This window comes from Variovorax paradoxus, assembly GCF_030815855.1.
GTDB classification, from domain to species: domain Bacteria; phylum Pseudomonadota; class Gammaproteobacteria; order Burkholderiales; family Burkholderiaceae_C; genus Variovorax; species Variovorax paradoxus_M.
This window is the reverse complement of the sequence record NZ_JAUSXG010000001.1, coordinates 2,192,011-2,207,544: the sequence shown is the minus strand read 5'-3', so window position 1 is coordinate 2,207,544 and position 15,534 is coordinate 2,192,011. Positions and strand designations below refer to the sequence as shown.

At 66.9% G+C, this 15,534-nt stretch carries 18 protein-coding genes; 8 read left to right on the top strand and 10 right to left on the bottom strand.

The window, feature by feature from the left end; genetic code table 11:
* Position 1: 1 nt before the first annotated feature.
* From ssuC to QFZ42_RS10295, 7 genes are all read right to left on the bottom strand, one after another.
* Entirely contained in the window at positions 2-853 is an 852-nt protein-coding gene (gene ssuC, locus QFZ42_RS10325) for an aliphatic sulfonate ABC transporter permease SsuC (protein ID WP_307700863.1), read from the bottom strand.
* An 8-nt stretch (positions 854-861) separates the two neighbouring features.
* Entirely contained in the window at positions 862-2,031 is a 1,170-nt protein-coding gene (ssuD, locus tag QFZ42_RS10320; RefSeq protein WP_307700862.1) for an FMNH2-dependent alkanesulfonate monooxygenase, read from the bottom strand.
* A gap of 29 nt (positions 2,032-2,060) precedes the next feature.
* On the bottom strand, positions 2,061-2,219 hold the full coding sequence (locus tag QFZ42_RS10315; RefSeq protein ID WP_307700861.1) for a hypothetical protein: 159 nt from the start codon (positions 2,217-2,219) through the stop codon (positions 2,061-2,063).
* A complete protein-coding gene (locus QFZ42_RS10310; protein WP_307700860.1) occupies positions 2,216-3,172 on the bottom strand; it encodes a sulfonate ABC transporter substrate-binding protein in 957 nt (318 codons plus the stop codon). The genes QFZ42_RS10315 and QFZ42_RS10310 overlap by 4 nt, the downstream gene beginning before the upstream one ends.
* A gap of 37 nt (positions 3,173-3,209) precedes the next feature.
* A complete protein-coding gene (locus tag QFZ42_RS10305) occupies positions 3,210-3,344 on the bottom strand; it encodes a hypothetical protein (protein ID WP_307700859.1) in 135 nt (44 codons plus the stop codon).
* Positions 3,345-3,447: 103 nt separating this feature from the next.
* The gene (gene ssuE, locus QFZ42_RS10300) at positions 3,448-4,032 is read right to left on the bottom strand and encodes an NADPH-dependent FMN reductase (protein ID WP_307700858.1); all 585 of its coding nucleotides are present in this window, start codon (positions 4,030-4,032) and stop codon (positions 3,448-3,450) included.
* 19 nt (positions 4,033-4,051) lie between these two features.
* Positions 4,052-5,077, bottom strand: a complete 1,026-nt coding sequence (locus QFZ42_RS10295) for a sulfate ABC transporter substrate-binding protein (RefSeq protein WP_307700857.1) — start codon at positions 5,075-5,077, stop codon at positions 4,052-4,054.
* A gap of 137 nt (positions 5,078-5,214) precedes the next feature.
* Here QFZ42_RS10295 and QFZ42_RS10290 point away from each other — a divergent pair, with 137 nt between their 5' ends.
* The gene (locus QFZ42_RS10290; protein WP_187110284.1) at positions 5,215-5,490 is read left to right on the top strand and encodes an oxidative damage protection protein; all 276 of its coding nucleotides are present in this window, start codon (positions 5,215-5,217) and stop codon (positions 5,488-5,490) included.
* A 15-nt stretch (positions 5,491-5,505) separates the two neighbouring features.
* Positions 5,506-7,353, top strand: a complete 1,848-nt coding sequence (gene mnmC, locus QFZ42_RS10285; RefSeq protein ID WP_307700856.1) for an FAD-dependent 5-carboxymethylaminomethyl-2-thiouridine(34) oxidoreductase MnmC — start codon at positions 5,506-5,508, stop codon at positions 7,351-7,353.
* Here the strand turns inward: mnmC and QFZ42_RS10280 are convergent.
* Positions 7,350-7,685 carry an antibiotic biosynthesis monooxygenase family protein gene (locus tag QFZ42_RS10280; protein WP_307700855.1) on the bottom strand — a complete coding sequence of 112 codons (336 nt, stop codon included), beginning with the start codon at positions 7,683-7,685 and terminating at the stop codon, positions 7,350-7,352. The two genes, mnmC and QFZ42_RS10280, sit on opposite strands and share 4 nt — an antisense overlap.
* Positions 7,686-7,797: 112 nt before the next feature.
* Here QFZ42_RS10280 and QFZ42_RS10275 point away from each other — a divergent pair, with 112 nt between their 5' ends.
* The 4 genes from QFZ42_RS10275 to msrA all read left to right on the top strand — a co-directional run bounded on the left by QFZ42_RS10275 (position 7,798) and on the right by msrA (position 11,745).
* Complete coding sequence (locus QFZ42_RS10275) at positions 7,798-8,697, top strand: transglutaminase family protein (protein WP_373423326.1); 900 nt, start codon at positions 7,798-7,800, stop codon at positions 8,695-8,697.
* 197 nt (positions 8,698-8,894) lie between these two features.
* Positions 8,895-10,412: an alpha/beta hydrolase family protein gene (locus tag QFZ42_RS10270; RefSeq protein ID WP_307700854.1), complete on the top strand. Its 1,518-nt coding sequence runs from the start codon at positions 8,895-8,897 to the stop codon at positions 10,410-10,412.
* 112 nt (positions 10,413-10,524) lie between these two features.
* Entirely contained in the window at positions 10,525-11,013 is a 489-nt protein-coding gene (locus tag QFZ42_RS10265; RefSeq protein WP_307700853.1) for a YcxB family protein, read from the top strand.
* 30 nt (positions 11,014-11,043) lie between these two features.
* Positions 11,044-11,745, top strand: a complete 702-nt coding sequence (msrA, locus tag QFZ42_RS10260; protein WP_307700852.1) for a peptide-methionine (S)-S-oxide reductase MsrA — start codon at positions 11,044-11,046, stop codon at positions 11,743-11,745.
* Positions 11,746-11,796: 51 nt separating this feature from the next.
* Here the strand turns inward: msrA and QFZ42_RS10255 are convergent, their stop codons facing one another.
* Complete coding sequence (locus QFZ42_RS10255) at positions 11,797-12,828, bottom strand: class I fructose-bisphosphate aldolase (protein ID WP_307700851.1); 1,032 nt, start codon at positions 12,826-12,828, stop codon at positions 11,797-11,799.
* Between the two features lie 52 nt (positions 12,829-12,880).
* Positions 12,881-14,053, bottom strand: coding sequence for an NAD(P)/FAD-dependent oxidoreductase (locus QFZ42_RS10250; RefSeq protein WP_307700850.1), 1,173 nt, complete (start codon positions 14,051-14,053; stop codon positions 12,881-12,883).
* A gap of 85 nt (positions 14,054-14,138) precedes the next feature.
* Between QFZ42_RS10250 and QFZ42_RS10245 the strand changes: the two genes are divergently transcribed.
* On the top strand, positions 14,139-15,032 hold the full coding sequence (locus QFZ42_RS10245) for a LysR substrate-binding domain-containing protein (RefSeq protein ID WP_307700849.1): 894 nt from the start codon (positions 14,139-14,141) through the stop codon (positions 15,030-15,032).
* 49 nt (positions 15,033-15,081) lie between these two features.
* Positions 15,082-15,534: a GNAT family N-acetyltransferase gene (locus tag QFZ42_RS10240; protein ID WP_307700848.1), complete on the top strand. Its 453-nt coding sequence runs from the start codon at positions 15,082-15,084 to the stop codon at positions 15,532-15,534.

Genomic DNA, 15,534 nt, shown 5'->3' with positions numbered 1-15,534 from the left:
CTCACTTCGCGGCCTTTTTCTGGTAGCCCGGGTGCCAGCGCAGCCACCATTGCTCCAGGCCGCGCGCGAACAGGTCGGCCAGCTTGCCGAGCAGCGCATACAAGAGGATGCCCACCAGGACGATGTCGGTCTGCAGGAACTCGCGGGCGTTCATCGTGAGATAGCCGATGCCGGCCTGCGCCGAGATGGTTTCGGCCACGATCAGGATCACCCACATCAGGCCGAGCGAAAAGCGCAGGCCCACGAGAATGGACGACAGCGCGCCCGGCAGGATGACCTCGCGGTACAGCTGCCAGCGCGAGAGGCCATAGGTGCGCCCCATCTCGATCAGCTGCGGATCGACGTTGCGAATGCCGTGAAAGGTGTTGAGGTAGATCGGAAAGAACACCGACACCGAGATCAGGAACAGCTTGGCCGACTCGTCGATGCCGAACCACAGGATGACGAGCGGAATGAGCGCCAGCGCGGGAATGTTGCGCACCATCTGGATGGTCGAATCGAGCAGCGTCTCGAAGAACTTCACCGAACCCGTCAAGAGGCCCAGCACCAGCCCTGTTCCGCCGCCGATGGCCAGCCCCGCGAGCGCACGGCCCGCGCTCACCTTGACGTGCGTCCAGAGTTCGCCCGACACCGCGAGCGACCAGGCCGCCTTGACCACGTCCACCGGCGCCGGCAGCACCCGCGTGGAGAGCCAGCCCAGCGACGAAGCGATCTGCCACAGGACGATCAGCCCCACCGGCACGAGCCACGGCACCAGCCGCCCCGCCACGTTGGCGCCGAAGGCTTTGAGCGCGCCGAGCGTGCTTCCTTGCGAAGAGGAGACCGCCGGCAATTCCTGCACTTGTTCCGTCATGGGGGTCCTTAGCTTTGAGAAGCGAAGCGCGAAGGCGCATCGAGATTGGCCACGACTTCGCCGAAGGGCCCGCTCAGCGAGCCGCCGGCAAGCCGCGTCTGCGCCTTGCGCGAGAGCAGCGGAAACACCAGTTCCGCGAAGCGATAGGCCTCTTCGAGATGCGGGTAGCCCGAGAGAATGAATTTGTCGAGGCCGAGCGCCGCGTATTCCTCGATGCGCGCCGCCACGGTCTTCGGGTCTCCCACCAGCGCCGTGCCCGCGCCGCCGCGCACCAGGCCCACGCCGGCCCACAGGTTGGGCGAGATTTCCAGGTCGGCACGCGAGCGCTTGGCGCCGCCCGCATGCAGCGCGGCCATGCGGCGCTGGCCTTCGGAGTCCATGCGCGCGAACGCGGCCTGGGCGCGGATCACCGTCTCGTCGTCGACGCGGCTGATCAATTCGTCGGCTGCCTTCCAGGCGGCTTCTTCCGTCTCGCGCACGATCACATGCAGCCGAATGCCGAACTCGACCTTGCGGCCTTTGCGCGCGGCGCGGTTGCGCACATCGGCAATCTTTCGGGCCACCTCGGCGGGCGGTTCGCCCCAGGTGAGATAGGCATCGACCTGCTCGGCCGCGAGCTCGTGCGCGGCGGCCGACGAACCGCCGAACCACACCGGCGGATGAGGGTTCTGCACCGGCGGAAACAGGAGCTTCGCGCCCTTCACGCTCAGGTGCTCGCCTTCATAGTCGAAGGCCTGGCCGTCATGGCTGCGCGCAAGAATCTCGCGCCAGATGCGAATGAACTCGGCCGACTGCTCGTAGCGCGCCGCATGGTCGAGGTAGACACCGTCGCCTTCGAGCTCGGCCTGGTCGCCGCCCGTGACCAGGTTCACCAGCAGGCGGCCGCCCGAAAGACGATCGAAGGTCGCCGCCATGCGCGCCGCCAGGCTCGGCTGGTGCAGCCCCGGCCGCACCGCCACCAGGAACTTGAGCTTCTTCGTCGCGCCGATCAGGCTCGATGCGATCACCCAGGGGTCTTCGCACGAACGGCCGGTGGGAATCAGCACGCCTTCGTAGCCGAGGTTGTCGGCGGCGCCGGCAATCTGCTGCAGGTAGGCCAGATCGACCTGGCGCGCGCCTTCGGTTGTGCCGAGATATCGGCTGTCGCCGTGGGTGGGGAGAAACCAGAAAATCTGCATGTCGTCTTTCCGTCGGGTAAGGCCTGGCGTCAGATGGCAAAGAAAAAGCCGCGCACGCGGGGCAGCGCGAAGCAGAGGCGCGGCGATACGGCACGAGCGCGGCGGACCCGCGGCCCGGGAATGCCCCAGGCGCGCGTGGTCGTGGCCACCACGCAAGCGGCACGGTTGCGCACGGCTTCCTCGATCACGCGATCCCCGCCGGAGCGGCCTCGAGCACGTTGATCTTTCGGGGAATCAGCTTCAGGTCGAAGAAGGTGTCGGCAATCTTCTGCTGCTCGGCAAGAATCGCCTTGGTGATGGGGCCGGTGCCGTAGACCGCGCGCGCCACCGTCAAGTCGGCCACCGGCTTGGGCAGGCCCCAGAGAGCAGCCAACTCGGCGGCAAGATCGCTCTTGTTGGCGGTGCCCCAGGCGTCGATCTTGCCGATCTCCTCGGTCACGATGGTCAGCACGTCGGCGTTCTTCGCCGCATAGTCGAGCGACGAGAAGTAGTACGAGCGGTTGCCCACCACGCCGGTTGCGTCGGCCAGCACGCGGGCCTCGAGCGATTTTTCGGCGGCGGCGAGGAACGGATCCCAGATCACCCATGCGTCGACCGAGCCCTTCTCGAAGGCGGCGCGCGCATCGGCCGGCGCCAGGTAGACGAGGTTCAGGTCGCTGTACGCAAGGCCGTGCTTCTCAGCCAGCTTTACGATGAAGTAGTGAACATTCGAGCCCTTGTTGAGCGCGATCTTCTTTCCCTTCAGGTCGGCCACGGTCCTGATGCCCGAGCCCTTGGGCACCAGCACCGCTTCCGATTGCGGGCGCTGCAGCGTGGCCGCCACGTAGGCCAGCGGCGCGCCCGCGGCCTGCGCGAAGATCGGCGGCGCTTCGCCCACGTCGCCGAAGTCGATGGAGCCGACATTCAGCGCTTCGAGCTGAACCGGGCCGGCGGCGAACTCGGTCCACTTGAGCGACACGCCGAGCGGCGCCAGGCGCTTCTCGAGCGTGCCTCGGCCCTTGAGGATGTTGAGCGTGCCCTTCTGGTTGCCGATGCGGAGCTGGCGGGCCGGCGCCTGCGCCAGTGCGGCGAACGAAGGCAGCGCCACCGCAGCGGCGGCGCCCTGCAGCAGGCGGCGGCGCGGAATGGAGATGGAAGTCATGAGGTGGTTCTTTCGTGTGCGGAGGAGCAGACCCGGCTCAGGCCGAGATGAAGCCGACGATGAGCGCTATGGCTGTGACCACGAGCGTGCTGATGGCGAGGTCTCGCAGCGCATGCCAGATGGAACGAGGCGGCGTGTCGAGCGCGGAGTCTTCGGTGGCAACGGGGTTCACGTGTGGGTTCCTTTGGGCAAAGCTGTCCCCTCGCCGCGTACGGGCGACCAAAAAACGGGAACGGAATTGGGGCTGGCTGGAGGCGGGCTCGACAGGGAACCCGTCAGACGCTACATCGCACGCGAGAAAACGGCACCGGTTCGAAGCCGTGGGTTGCGGGCAGCTTCAGCCCTTCGGTCGCAAGCACCTCGACCGCCTCGTTGAGCCGTTCGGCCAGGTCGGCATGCACCTGGTAGGCGTTTTCGGGCGTCAGCGTGATCTGCGAATCGGTCGCGTAGACGCCCGGAAGAATGTGCCGCGCCGACAGCGCATGCAGCACCGGCCGCAATGCGTAGTCGAGCGCAAGCATGTGGTGCGGGCTGCCGCCGGTGGCCAGCGGCAGCACCGTCTTGCCCTTGAGCGCGTTCTGCGCGAGCAAGTCCAGAAAGACCTTGAGCACGCCGCTGTAGGCCGCCTTGTAGACCGGTGTGGCCACCACGACCACGCGCGCATGCGCCACCTGCGCAATGGCGCGCACGATGGCCGGATGGTTCCAGTCGGCCAGAAGCAGCGCCTCGGCCGGCAGATCGCGGATGGCGAGCCGCTCGATGTGCGCATGGCGGCCGGCCAGCCGCTCGCCCACGGCCTCGAGCAAGGCGGTGGAACGCGACGGTGCCGAGGGGCTGCCAGCAATCAGGAGAACGGACACAAGAGCTTTCTTCGTTGTCTTACTTGTAGATCTGGTCGAAGGAGCCGCCGTCGGCGAAGTGCGCCTTGTCCGCCCTGCCCCAGCCGCCGAATGCTTCGTCGATGGTCACCAGCGTGAGCTTGGGAAACTGCTTGTCGTACTTGGCCTTGGCCTTCTCCGAGGTCGGGCGGTAGAAATTGCGGCCGGCAATGTCCTGGCCCTCATCCGAATACAGGTACTTGAGGTATTCCTCGGCCACGGCACGGGTGCCCTTCTTGTCGACCACCTTGTCGACCACCGCCACCGTGGGCTCGGCCAGGATGGAAATCGATGGCACCACGATCTCGAACTTCTCGGCGCCGAATTCCTTCAGCGCCAGGAAGGCCTCGTTCTCCCAGGCCAGCAGCACGTCGCCCACGCCGCGCTGAACGAAGGTGATGGTCGAGCCGCGCGCGCCGGTGTCGAGCACCGGCACGTTCTTGAACAGGCTGCCGATGAATTCCTTGGCCTTGGCGTCGCTGCCGTACTTGCGCTTGGCGAATTCCCACGCGGCCAGGTAGTTCCAGCGCGCGCCACCGGAGGTCTTGGGGTTGGGCGTGATCACCTGGACGCCTGGCTTGACCAGGTCGTTCCAGTCCTTCAGGCCCTTGGGGTTGCCCTTCTTCACCAGGAACACGATGGTCGAGGTGTACGGCGCCGAGTTCTGCGGCAGGCGCTTCTGCCAGCCTTCCTTGACGACCCCGCCGTGCGTGACCAGTGCGTCGATGTCTCCGCCCAGGGCCAGCGTGGCCACGTCGGCGTCGATGCCGTCGATGATCGAGCGCGCCTGCTTGCCCGAGCCGCCATGCGACTGCTTGATGGTCACGTCCTGGCCGGTCTTGGCCTTCCAGTATTTGGCGAAGGCGCGGTTGTAGTCGACATACAGCTCGCGCGTCGGGTCGTACGACACATTGAGCAGCGTCACGGGGCCCGCACCCTGTGCGAACGACGGCAACGCCGTCAGGGCCATGGCACCGGCCACGCCGGCACCCAGGGAAAGCTTGATAAAGTCGCGGCGATGGCTCATGGTGTCTTGCTCAAAAAGGCATATCAATGAAGCTACGTATTCTGAATACGACATATAGAAACTGGAACGACCGAGTTGTCAGTTCTAAATAGCAAAATCAACTAAGCAACCGCTTTCCCCACCAGAGGCAATCAAAAATGGCACGCATGGTTCAGTGCATCAAGCTCGGCAAAGAGGCCGAAGGGCTCGACTTCCCGCCCTATCCCGGGGACTTGGGCAAGCGCCTGTGGGAGAACGTCAGCAAGGAAGCCTGGGCCGCCTGGCTCAAGCAGCAGACGATGCTGGTCAACGAAAACCGGCTGAATCTGGCCGATCTGCGCGCCCGCCAGTACCTTGCCCGCCAGATGGAAAAGCACTTCTTCGGCGAAGGCGCCGATGTGGCCCAGGGATACGTTCCTCCGCCCGCGCCCTGAACACCACGGCCGGCCGTGACCGCTGAGCCGGTGGCATGGCGCGCGGACGGCGTGCCGTACAGCGAGCGCTTCGGCGACAGCTATCACACCGAAACCGGCGCGCTGGCGCAATCGCGCCACGTGTTTCTGGGCGGCTGCGGCCTGCCCGGGGCTTGGTCGGGACGGCCGCAATGGCTGATTCTCGAAACCGGGTTCGGCCTGGGCCTCAATTTTCTGACAACCTGGCAGGCGTGGCGCGCGGACGCGAGCCGGCCGCGCATGCTGCACTTCGTCTCGATCGAGGCGCACCCGGTCGGGCCTGAAGACCTGCTGCGCGCCGCACGGGCCTACCCCGAACTGATGCCGCTGGCCGAGGAACTGGCCGCGCAGTGGCACGGGCTGCTGCCCGGCTTTCACCGGCTGGCCTTCGACGCTGGCCGCGTGCTGCTCACGCTGTGCGTCGGCGATGTGCAGCCGATGCTGCGCGCGCAGCGCTTCGAGGCCGACAGCATCTTTCTCGACGGCTTCAGCCCCGAACAGAACCCCGCCATGTGGTCGCCCGACACGCTGAAGGCCGTGTCGCGCTTCGCCCGCCAGGGCACTGGCCTCGCCACCCGGACCGATGCCCGGGCAGTGGACGACACGCTTTCGCAGAATGGCTTCCAGCTCGAGCGGCGCCAAGGGCTGCCACCCCAACGCGACGGCCTGAGCGGCGTGTTCGCGCCCGCCTGGACGGTGCGCCGCCGCGCCCCCGCGCTCGAGCGCATCGAGACGCCCGGCCATTGCGCGGTCATCGGTGCTGGCCTTGCCGGTGCGGCCGTCGCCGCCAGCCTTGCGCGGCGCGGATGGCAAGTGACGGTGCTCGATGCCGCCGAGCGACCCGCCGCCGGCGCTTCCGGGCTGCCGGTCGGCGTGCTGGCGCCGCATGTCTCACCCGACGACGCCCTGCTCTCGCGGCTTACGCGCGCGGGCATTCGCGCTACCTGGCTGGAGCTGGAGCGCCTGCTGAAAGAAGGCCGCGACTGGTGCGCCTCCGGCGTGCTGGAGCGCCGGCCTGAACGCGACACGCGCGTGCCCACCGGATGGAGCGAAAGCGGCCCCAATGAATCGTGGCCCGCAAGCACTGCGCAACTAGCGGAAGCCGGCTTGCCCCTCGACGCGCCCGCGCTCTGGCATGCGCGGGCGGGCTGGGTCCGTCCGTCGAGGCTGATCGAGGCTTGGCTGCGCGAGCCGGGCATCGAGTTTCGCGGCAACGCGCAGGTCGCACGCCTGTCACGCGGCGCGGCGGGCTGGCAGCTCTGGGATGCTGCCGACCGGTTGCTTACCGAAGCCGATCGCGTGGTCGTAGCCGCGGGCTATGAATCGGGACGCTTCGCACCCGCGCTTCCGCTGCAGCCGGTGCGCGGGCAAGTCGCTTGGGGCCGCATGGCGGACGACCTTGCATTGCCCACCACGCCGCTCAACGGCGACGGCCACCTGATCGCGCATGTGCCCGAGGGCGAAGGCGCCCTGCTCTGGCTTTCTGGTGCCACCTTCGACCGCGACAGCACCGATCTGGCGCCTCAGGCCGCTGATGCCGAAGCAAACCGCGAGCGACTGGAACGCCTGCACCCGGCGGCCGCGGCCACACTGTCATCGGCTTTCGAGAGCGGCGAGGCCAAGACCTGGGTGGGCATCCGTTGCGCCTCGGGCGATCGCCGCCCGCTGGTCGGCCCGCTGGACGATGCCGGCCTCTGGGCCTGCACCGCGCTGGGTTCGCGCGGCCTCACGTTTGCGGCCCTGTGCGCCGAGCTGCTGGCTGCGCAATGGCACGGCGAGCCGCTGCCGCTGCCCACCAACCTGGCGAAGGCCCTTGGCACCCAGAGGGTCGGGCCGCCGATCTAGGTGCCGGTGCTGCCGGCCGGCGCCAGCATGTGGTCGATCTTGCTGTCGCCGTAGATGCGCACCACCTCGGCGATGACAACCTTGTAGCCGTCGAGCCAGTTCGCCTGCGCCGCCTTGGCTTGCTGGTGCACGGGGTGCTGAATGAGCGCCTGCAGCGCATCGAGCGAGTCCCAGTAATAGACGTTCGACACCAGCCCGTTGCTCGCGTTCTCCCAGGTTTCTTCGCCCAGGTAGCCGGGCAGCGACTTCGCGGCCGCCGCAATGGTCTGGTCGAGGCGATGGAATTCGTCGTCGAACTGCTTCTTGGCAAAGATGAAGGTGGCGGAGTACATGTGGCGTCGATGCGGGTGACGAGGGCCGAACGGGCGCCGATTCTGCGGCATAGGGCCGGGCAAGCCGACGGAAAGCCACCGCTCGCCCCGCCGACACGTGAGAATGCACCGCATGGCCATTCAGTACGACATCACGCACACCACCGTCTACCGCTACAAGAAACCGGTGACCTTCGGGCTGCACCGCGTCATGTTCCGGCCCCGCGACAGCCATGACCTGCGGGTGCTGGCCACCGACTTGCAGGTGAGCCCGCAGTCGTTCACCCGGCTGATCCAGGACCCGCATTCGAACTCGGTCGCGCTGGTGCAACCGATGGGCGAGGCCATGGAGCTGCGCATCGTGTGCTCCTTCACCATCGAGCATGTGCCGGCGCAGCAAGACCAGCTCGCGCTCGACCCGGCCGCCGAGTTCCTGCCCTTTGCCTATTCGGTGCAGGAACGCCTCGACCTCGAGCACTACCTGCGCCCGCACCACGACGACGACGCGAACGGAACGCTGATCCGCTGGGCGCACCAGTTCCTGCACACCGACAAGCCCAACAGCACGCGCGAAGTGCTCACGCGCATGAACGCGCATATCGGCCAGAGCCTCGAATACAAGGCGCGCGACGAGGAAGGCACGCAAACGCCGCTCCAGACGCTGGCGCTCGGCAGCGGCAGCTGCCGCGACTACGCGCTGCTGATGATGGAAGCCACGCGCCGCCTGGGCATTGCCACCCGTTTCGTCTCGGGCTACATCTACGACGCGGCGCTTGACCGTGCAGCCCAGTCGCCCGGCGAATCGATGACCGGCGCCGGCACCACGCACGCCTGGCTTCAGGCCTACCTGCCGGGCGTCGGCTGGCTCGCGTTCGACCCGACCAACAACCTCATGGGCAGCGGCCAGTTGATCCGCGTCGGCGTCACGCGCGACCCCGCGCAGGCCGCGCCGATCTCCGGCAGCTGGTATGGCGACGCCGAGGCCTATGACGGGCTGGAGGCCACGGTGGTGGTCACGCGCCGCAAGGAGTGACGCCTCCACGCGCTGGCGTGGCGCGGGTGTCGCGCACGAGATAGCAGCTACGGGAAAGCCCGGGCCGACGTGGCCGGCAACGCCCCTACGCTGCCCGCCGGTCCAGCGAAATAGCACGGTCGTTCTCTGCGGTCGGGTGAGGTTGCGCTGCGCCAGGCTTCTTCTTCCCAACACCACAAGAACGGAGAGAGACATCCATGCATTCCGCGCGCCTGACATTTCTTGCCCTTGCAGCCAGCCTTGCCGTCGCATCCTGCGGCGGTGGTGGCGGTGGCGGCGGCTTCGCGTTCACACCGCTGCCACCCGCCCCGGCACCCGCGCCGCCGGCACCGCCCCCTCCTCCTCCCCCCGCGCCCCCACCGCCTGAAGAGACGCGCCTGCAGGACAGCCGCAATTCATTCGCGCCCGCCGACCCGGCGGCCACCACCTTCGCGGCGCTCGCCGCCGATGCAAGCGACACCGTCGACAACGCCACCACGAGCCGCTGGGCCGGCATGCTCGAAGGCGCTCAATACCGCGTCGAAGTGCCGGCCAACTGGAACGGCAAGCTCGTGATGTACGCGCATGGCTATGCCGGCGACGTCAACCTGCTGGTGGTAAACAACCCGTCGATCCGCCGCTACCTCATACAGAACGGCTACGCCTGGGCCGCGTCGAGCTACAGCAAGAATTTCTACGACGTGCGCGCGGGTGTGGAAGACACCAACGCCCTGGCCCTGCAGTTCAACGCCATCGCCAAGGCCAACGGCCGCGAGCTCGCTGCGCCTTCGAAGACCTACATCACCGGCCATTCGATGGGCGGCCACATCACGGCGGCGGCCATCGAGGACGAAGCGTACGCCACGGCCAACCACAAGATGAAGTACCACGGCGCGGTGCCCATGTGCGGCGTGGTCGGCGACACCGAGCTGTTCGACTACTTCTCGGGCGCGCAGATTGCCGCCCAGGCGCTGGCCGGGCTGCCGAAGTACCCGATCGTCAACTGGCTGGACATCAGGACGCAGGTGACGGGCACGCTGTACACCGCGTTCCCGGGCACGCCCACGGCCACGGGCCTGAAGTTCGGCTCCGTGGTGAAGAACCTCACGGGCGGCGAGCGGCCGATGTTCGACCTGGGCTTCACGCAGGGCGGCACCTTCGCGGCGGTATGGGGTGTGTTCGGCAGCGACGGCACAGTCAACGGCATTCTGAACCGGAGCACGATCGATACGAACCGCTTCACCTACACCATCGACGGCGACGTGCCGGGGACCACGGCGCTGAATGCCTCGGTGCTCAAGCTCACCGCCGCGGCCGACGCCAACCGCCTGCGCACCGACGGCCTGCGCTGGATTCCGAAGGCAAACGGCGAGTTCAAGATTCCGGTGGTCACGCTGCACACGCTGGGCGACCTCTACGTGCCCTTCAGCATGGAGCAGATCTACAACCGGCGCGTGGCGGCCAAGGGCAACAGCGACTGGCTGGTACAGCGCGCGGTCCGCGGCATTTCGCACTGCGACTTCACGATCGCCGAGCAGGTCGAAGCCTTCGACGCGATGGTCAAGTGGGAGCGCGACGGCGTGAAGCCGGCGGGTGACGATGTGGTCACCGCGGCCACGGTGGCGGACCCGGCCTATGGCTGCACGTTCACGCGCCCGCTCGGCACGGTGGACGAAAGCGGCACCAGCCAGGCAACCCGGCCGGGCGCAGCCGCCGCACGCCCCTGCCCGCCCTGATGAACATGGGCTGCGCGTGATCAGCGCTGGGCCATGGGCTTTTTTCTCCGAGTGGGGCTTTGCGCCCCTCTTGTAGCATCGCCCCACCCACAGGCGAACCACGGCGCTAAACATGACCGCGACATTCAGGATTTCCGAAGACGACTACGTCGATGCCATGAAGCTTTACGCGCGGTTGCCGCGTTTGGCGCGATGGATCCTGATTGCCGTGGCCGTGCTGCTCGTGCTGGCCGCGGTATTCGGCACGCGGCAGATCCAGGCGAGTACGCTCGGCGGGCTGATCGGCGGCACGGGCGTTCTGCTGGCCATCCGCTTCGTGGTCATGCCGATGACGGCACGCCGGCATTACCGGAAGTACAAGGCGATCCGGGAAGAGTTTTCAGCGGAACTGCTGGACGATGCACTGCGCCTCCACGCCCGCCACGGCGAGAGCAGGATCGTCTGGGAGAACGTGCTCAAGTGGCGCCAGGACGATCGCTTCGTGCTGCTCTATCTGATGCCGCGCCTCTTCCATGCGCTGCCCAAGTCGGTGGCCGCGCAAGGCTTCGACGTGTCGGCGCTCATCGAACGGCTGAACCAGCACGTCGGCCCCGAACACTGAACCGCTTCAGGCGCCTTCAAGGACAAACCCATGAGATTCCTCGTACTCACCGCCCGCATCCTGGCGGCCGCAGCGCTGGCGTGGCATGCGGTGCCTTCGTTCGCCGAGCCGGCCCGACGCGTACCGGCGCCCACGGCCGATCTGATGGTCTCGCCCACCGTCAAATACGAAACCGCCGTGTTCGCCGGTGGCTGCTTCTGGGGCGTGCAAGGCGTGTTCCAGCGTGTCAAGGGCGTGAACAACGCCGTATCGGGCTATGCCGGCGGCGAAGCGAAGACGGCGCGCTACGACGACGTGGGCTCGGGCCGCACCGGCCATGCCGAATCGGTGCGCATCACGTATGACCCGCAGCAGATCAGCTACGGCAAGCTGCTGCAAATCCTTTTCTCCGTGGCGCACGACCCCACCCAGTTGAACCGGCAAGGTCCCGACACCGGCACGCAATATCGCTCCACCGTGTTTGCCGAGAACGCCGAACAGGCGCACGTTGCCAGGGCCTACATCGCGCAGCTGAACCAGGCCCGGACCTTCGGCAAACCGCTGGCCACCACCGTCGAAATGTCGAAGCCGTTCTATGCGGCCGAGGCCTATCACCAGGACTTTCTCACGCGCCATCCGAACCACGAGTACATCGTTTTCAACGACCTGCCGAAGATCGAAGACCTGAAGAAACTCTTTCCGGAGAGCTACCGGCAGGTGCCCGTACTGGTGAATGCACCGAAAGGCAGCTGAGGGCCATCCGGCCTGCCGGCATCCTGATTCGCGCGCACCCTGTCCTGAATCTCAGCCGGACTGCGGCGCATCCACCAGCGCGTCATAGTCACCGCGACGGGCAGCCTGGTTGCAGCGGGCTCGATGCACCAGGGCCTTCTGCGCCGCAGCGACATTGCCGGCATCACCCTTCCAAGCGTCGAGCGCCGGCTGCTGAACGGCGCGCGAGTAGGAAAACGCCAACGCCCACGGCAACCGGGACTTGAACCGCGCATTCATGGCGTTCAACCGGGCCGATGCGAGCTGCGCCGACTGTCCACCCGACAGAAATGCGATGCCCGGCACGGCCGCGGGCACGGTACGCAGCAGGCAGGTCACCGTGGCGTCGGCCACCTCGTCCACGCTCTCCTGATTCGGGCAGGCCTGGCCGGGCAGGACCATGTTGGGTTTCAAGAGCATGCCTTCCAGCAGCACGCCTTGCAAACGCAATTGGACGAAGACCGCATGCAGCGTTTCTTCCGTGATTACCGCGCAGCGTGCGAGGGAATGGTCTCCCTCCATCAGCACTTCGGGTTCGACGATCGGAACCAGTCCCACCTCCTGGCACAAGGCCGCATAGCGAGCCAGCGCATGGGCGTTCACCTCGATGCACGCATGGCTGGGCAGGCCCTCGCCCGGCGTGATGACCCCGCGCCATTTGGCGAAGCGCGCGCCCATGCCGGCGTATTCGGCCAGCCGTTCGCGCAGGCCGTCCAGGCCCTCGGTCACTGTCTCGCCGGGATGGCCCGCCAGCGGCTTTGCGCCGGTGTCGACCTTGATGCCCGGAATGATGCCCGCCGCTTCGAGCGCCGACACGAACGACGCGCCTGCGCTCGTGCGCTGCCGGATGGTCTCGTCGAAAAGAATCGCGCCGCTGATGCATGCGCCGAGGTCCGGCGCGGTGACGATCAGCTCGCGCCAGCTGCGGCGCGCCTCTTCGGTCTGGGGAATGTTCAGCTTTGCAAAGCGCTTGTGGCAGGTGGCGTTGCTCTCGTCCATGGCAAGCAAGCCCTTGTCGCCGGCAACCAGCGCCCGTGCGGTATCGATCAATGCCTGTGCAGTCATGATGCTGTGGCCCTCGCTTGCGGATGATCGTACGCCTGTACCCGGCCTCCGGCTAGATCACGTTCTTCTCGACCAACGGCCGGTTTTCGAGAATGCGCGTGAACGAAACGGGCGACAGGTCGAGGCTGCGGTATTCACCGTAGCGGACGAGTTCCGCCACGCCGCGCCCCGCCGCGGGGCATTGCTGCAGCCCGTGCCCCGAAAAGCCGTTGGCGAAATAAAGGTTGTCGCAGTCCGGATGCAGCCCGAGGATCGCGTTGTGGTCGAACACGTTCATCTCGTAGTAGCCGGCCCAGGCGCTTGTCATGCGAATGGCCTCGAACACCGGCACGCGCGCAGCCAGCGCAGGCCAGATGAAGTCGTCGAAAACGCGGTAGTCGACCTCGAGCGGGGCATCGTCGCGGTCCCTGTCCTGCGGCGGTGCAAAGCCGCAGATGAAACGGCGGCCCTCGGGGCGCAGCCAGATGCCCGATGTGTCGATGATCAGCGGGCAGCCCGGCAAGGTCTCGGGGCACGAAAAGCTGAACACCATGCGGCGACGCCCGCGCACCGGCAGATCGATGCCGGCCCAGCCGGCCACCTTGGCGGCCCAGGCGCCGGCGGCGTTGATCACCACGTCGGCCTCGAGCGGGTCGCCGATGTCCAGCTCCACGCCCGTGAGAGCGCGGCCGCTGCGCCGTAGCCCGGTTGCCTTCGCCTGCACATAGCGGGCGCCCTGCGAAATGGCCTTCTTGCGAAACGCCTGCAGCAGGCTGTAGCCGTCGTACCAGCCCTCGCCCGAAAGGCCCAGCGACCCCAGTGCGATGCCTTCGGCCGAGATCCACGGAAAGCGGGCCTTCAGCTGTTCGGGCGTCAGCAATACCACGTCGACACGATGCGCCTTCTGCGTCGCATGGTTCTCCCGCAGCACGTCCACGCCGTCCGGCGAAGCCAGGTACAGATAGCCGGGCTCCACCAGCCCGATGTCGGGCACGTTGTCGCCCACGCGCAGGGTTTCGCCGAGGTGGCGAAAAAAGTCGATGCCATAGAGCGACATCTCGATGTTGATGGCGGTGGAGAACTGCTGCCGGATGGAGCTTGCCGACAAGGCCGACGACGCTTGCGTGTACGAGAAATCGCGCTCGACCACGGTCACGTCGAACGGCTCCTCCGACGGGTCCTGGTTCAGAAAATAGGCAATGGCGGAACCGATGGCCCCGCCGCCGATGATCACCACACGACGCATGAAATCCCTTTCTTGCTGTTCGCCCACAGGTCCATTCTTACAAGCGCCGGGAAAAACCGCGAGACCCGCACGCAGAATAGCAACGATGAGAAAAGACATTCCCAACCTGGGCGCGCTGCAGGCCTTCGAGGCCTCGGCGCGCCTGGGGAGCTTCACCCGCGCGGCGGCCGAACTGGCCCTGACGCAAAGCGCCGTCGGGCGCCAGGTGGCGACGCTGGAGCAGCGGCTGGGCGTACCGCTGTTTTCGCGCGTGCGCCGACGGCTCACGCTCACCGACACCGGCCGCGAATACGCCGCGCGCATCCGCCGGCACCTGGACCAGATCCGCCGCGACACGCTCGAAATCAGCGCTGGCCACGACATGGGTTTTGTGCTCGAAGTGGCGGTGGTGCCCACCTTTGCGACTCAATGGCTGATTCCGCGGCTGCCCGACTTCAGCCGGCAGCACCCGAACATCACGGTCAATCTGTCGGTGCGCACGCAGCCCTTCTCGTTCCAGGAAAACGCGTACGACGCCGCCATCTATTTCGGCGACCAGTTCTGGCCCGGCACGCAGGGTGGGTTGATCTTTTCCGAAGGCGAGATGGTGCCTGTCTGCAGCCCGGCGTTTCGCGATGCCAACGGGCCCTGGGACGAATCGGCCTTCGAGCGCTGCCGCCACGTGCACCTGAGCACGCGCGCGCATGCCTGGCGCGACTGGTATGCGCACCAAGGCTGGGACTACACGGTGCACGCCTCGCGCGGCCCGCGCTACGAGCTCTTCACCATGGTGACCGCCGCAGCCGCAGCCGGCATGGGCGTCGGCCTGGCGCCGCGCCTCCTGATCGAGCGCGAACTGAGAACCGGCGAACTCGTGGTGCCGATCGACCGGCACCTGAACGTGAGCCAGGGGTACTACTTCGCCTACCCCGAAGGAGCCCCGGCCTCGGGGGCGCTGGAGCACTTCAAGGGCTGGGTGCTCGGCCTCACGCCCGGCTGACAAGGCCCCGGCCGGGGCTCATAAGATTCGCCGCACCCAAAGAAACCCCATGAACATTGCTCTCGAACACCCCGACCAGCCCGAGGTCGTCCAGCTCATAGAGGCGCTCGACGCCTACCAGAAGCCGCTTTATCCGCCCGAGTGCCACTACGGCATCGACATTGCCGCGCTCTCGGCGGCGCATGTGCTGTTTGCGGTTGCGCGCGACGAGCACGGAGCGGCCGTGGGCTGCGGCGCCATGGTGCTGGAGCCCGCATACGGCGAGCTCAAGCGGATGTTCGTGCGGCCGGAAAACCGCGGACAAGGCGTAGCCGCAAAGGTGCTGGCCTTTCTGGAAAGCGAGGCGGTCGGCAAGGGATGCACCCGATTCGCGCTCGAGACCGGCATCAGCCAGCCGGAAGCGCTGGCTTTCTACGCCAGCGCGGGCTACGTGAAGCGAGGACCGTTCGGGAGCTACCCGGACGACCCGTTCAGCGTGTTCATGGAAAAAAACGCAGCCTAG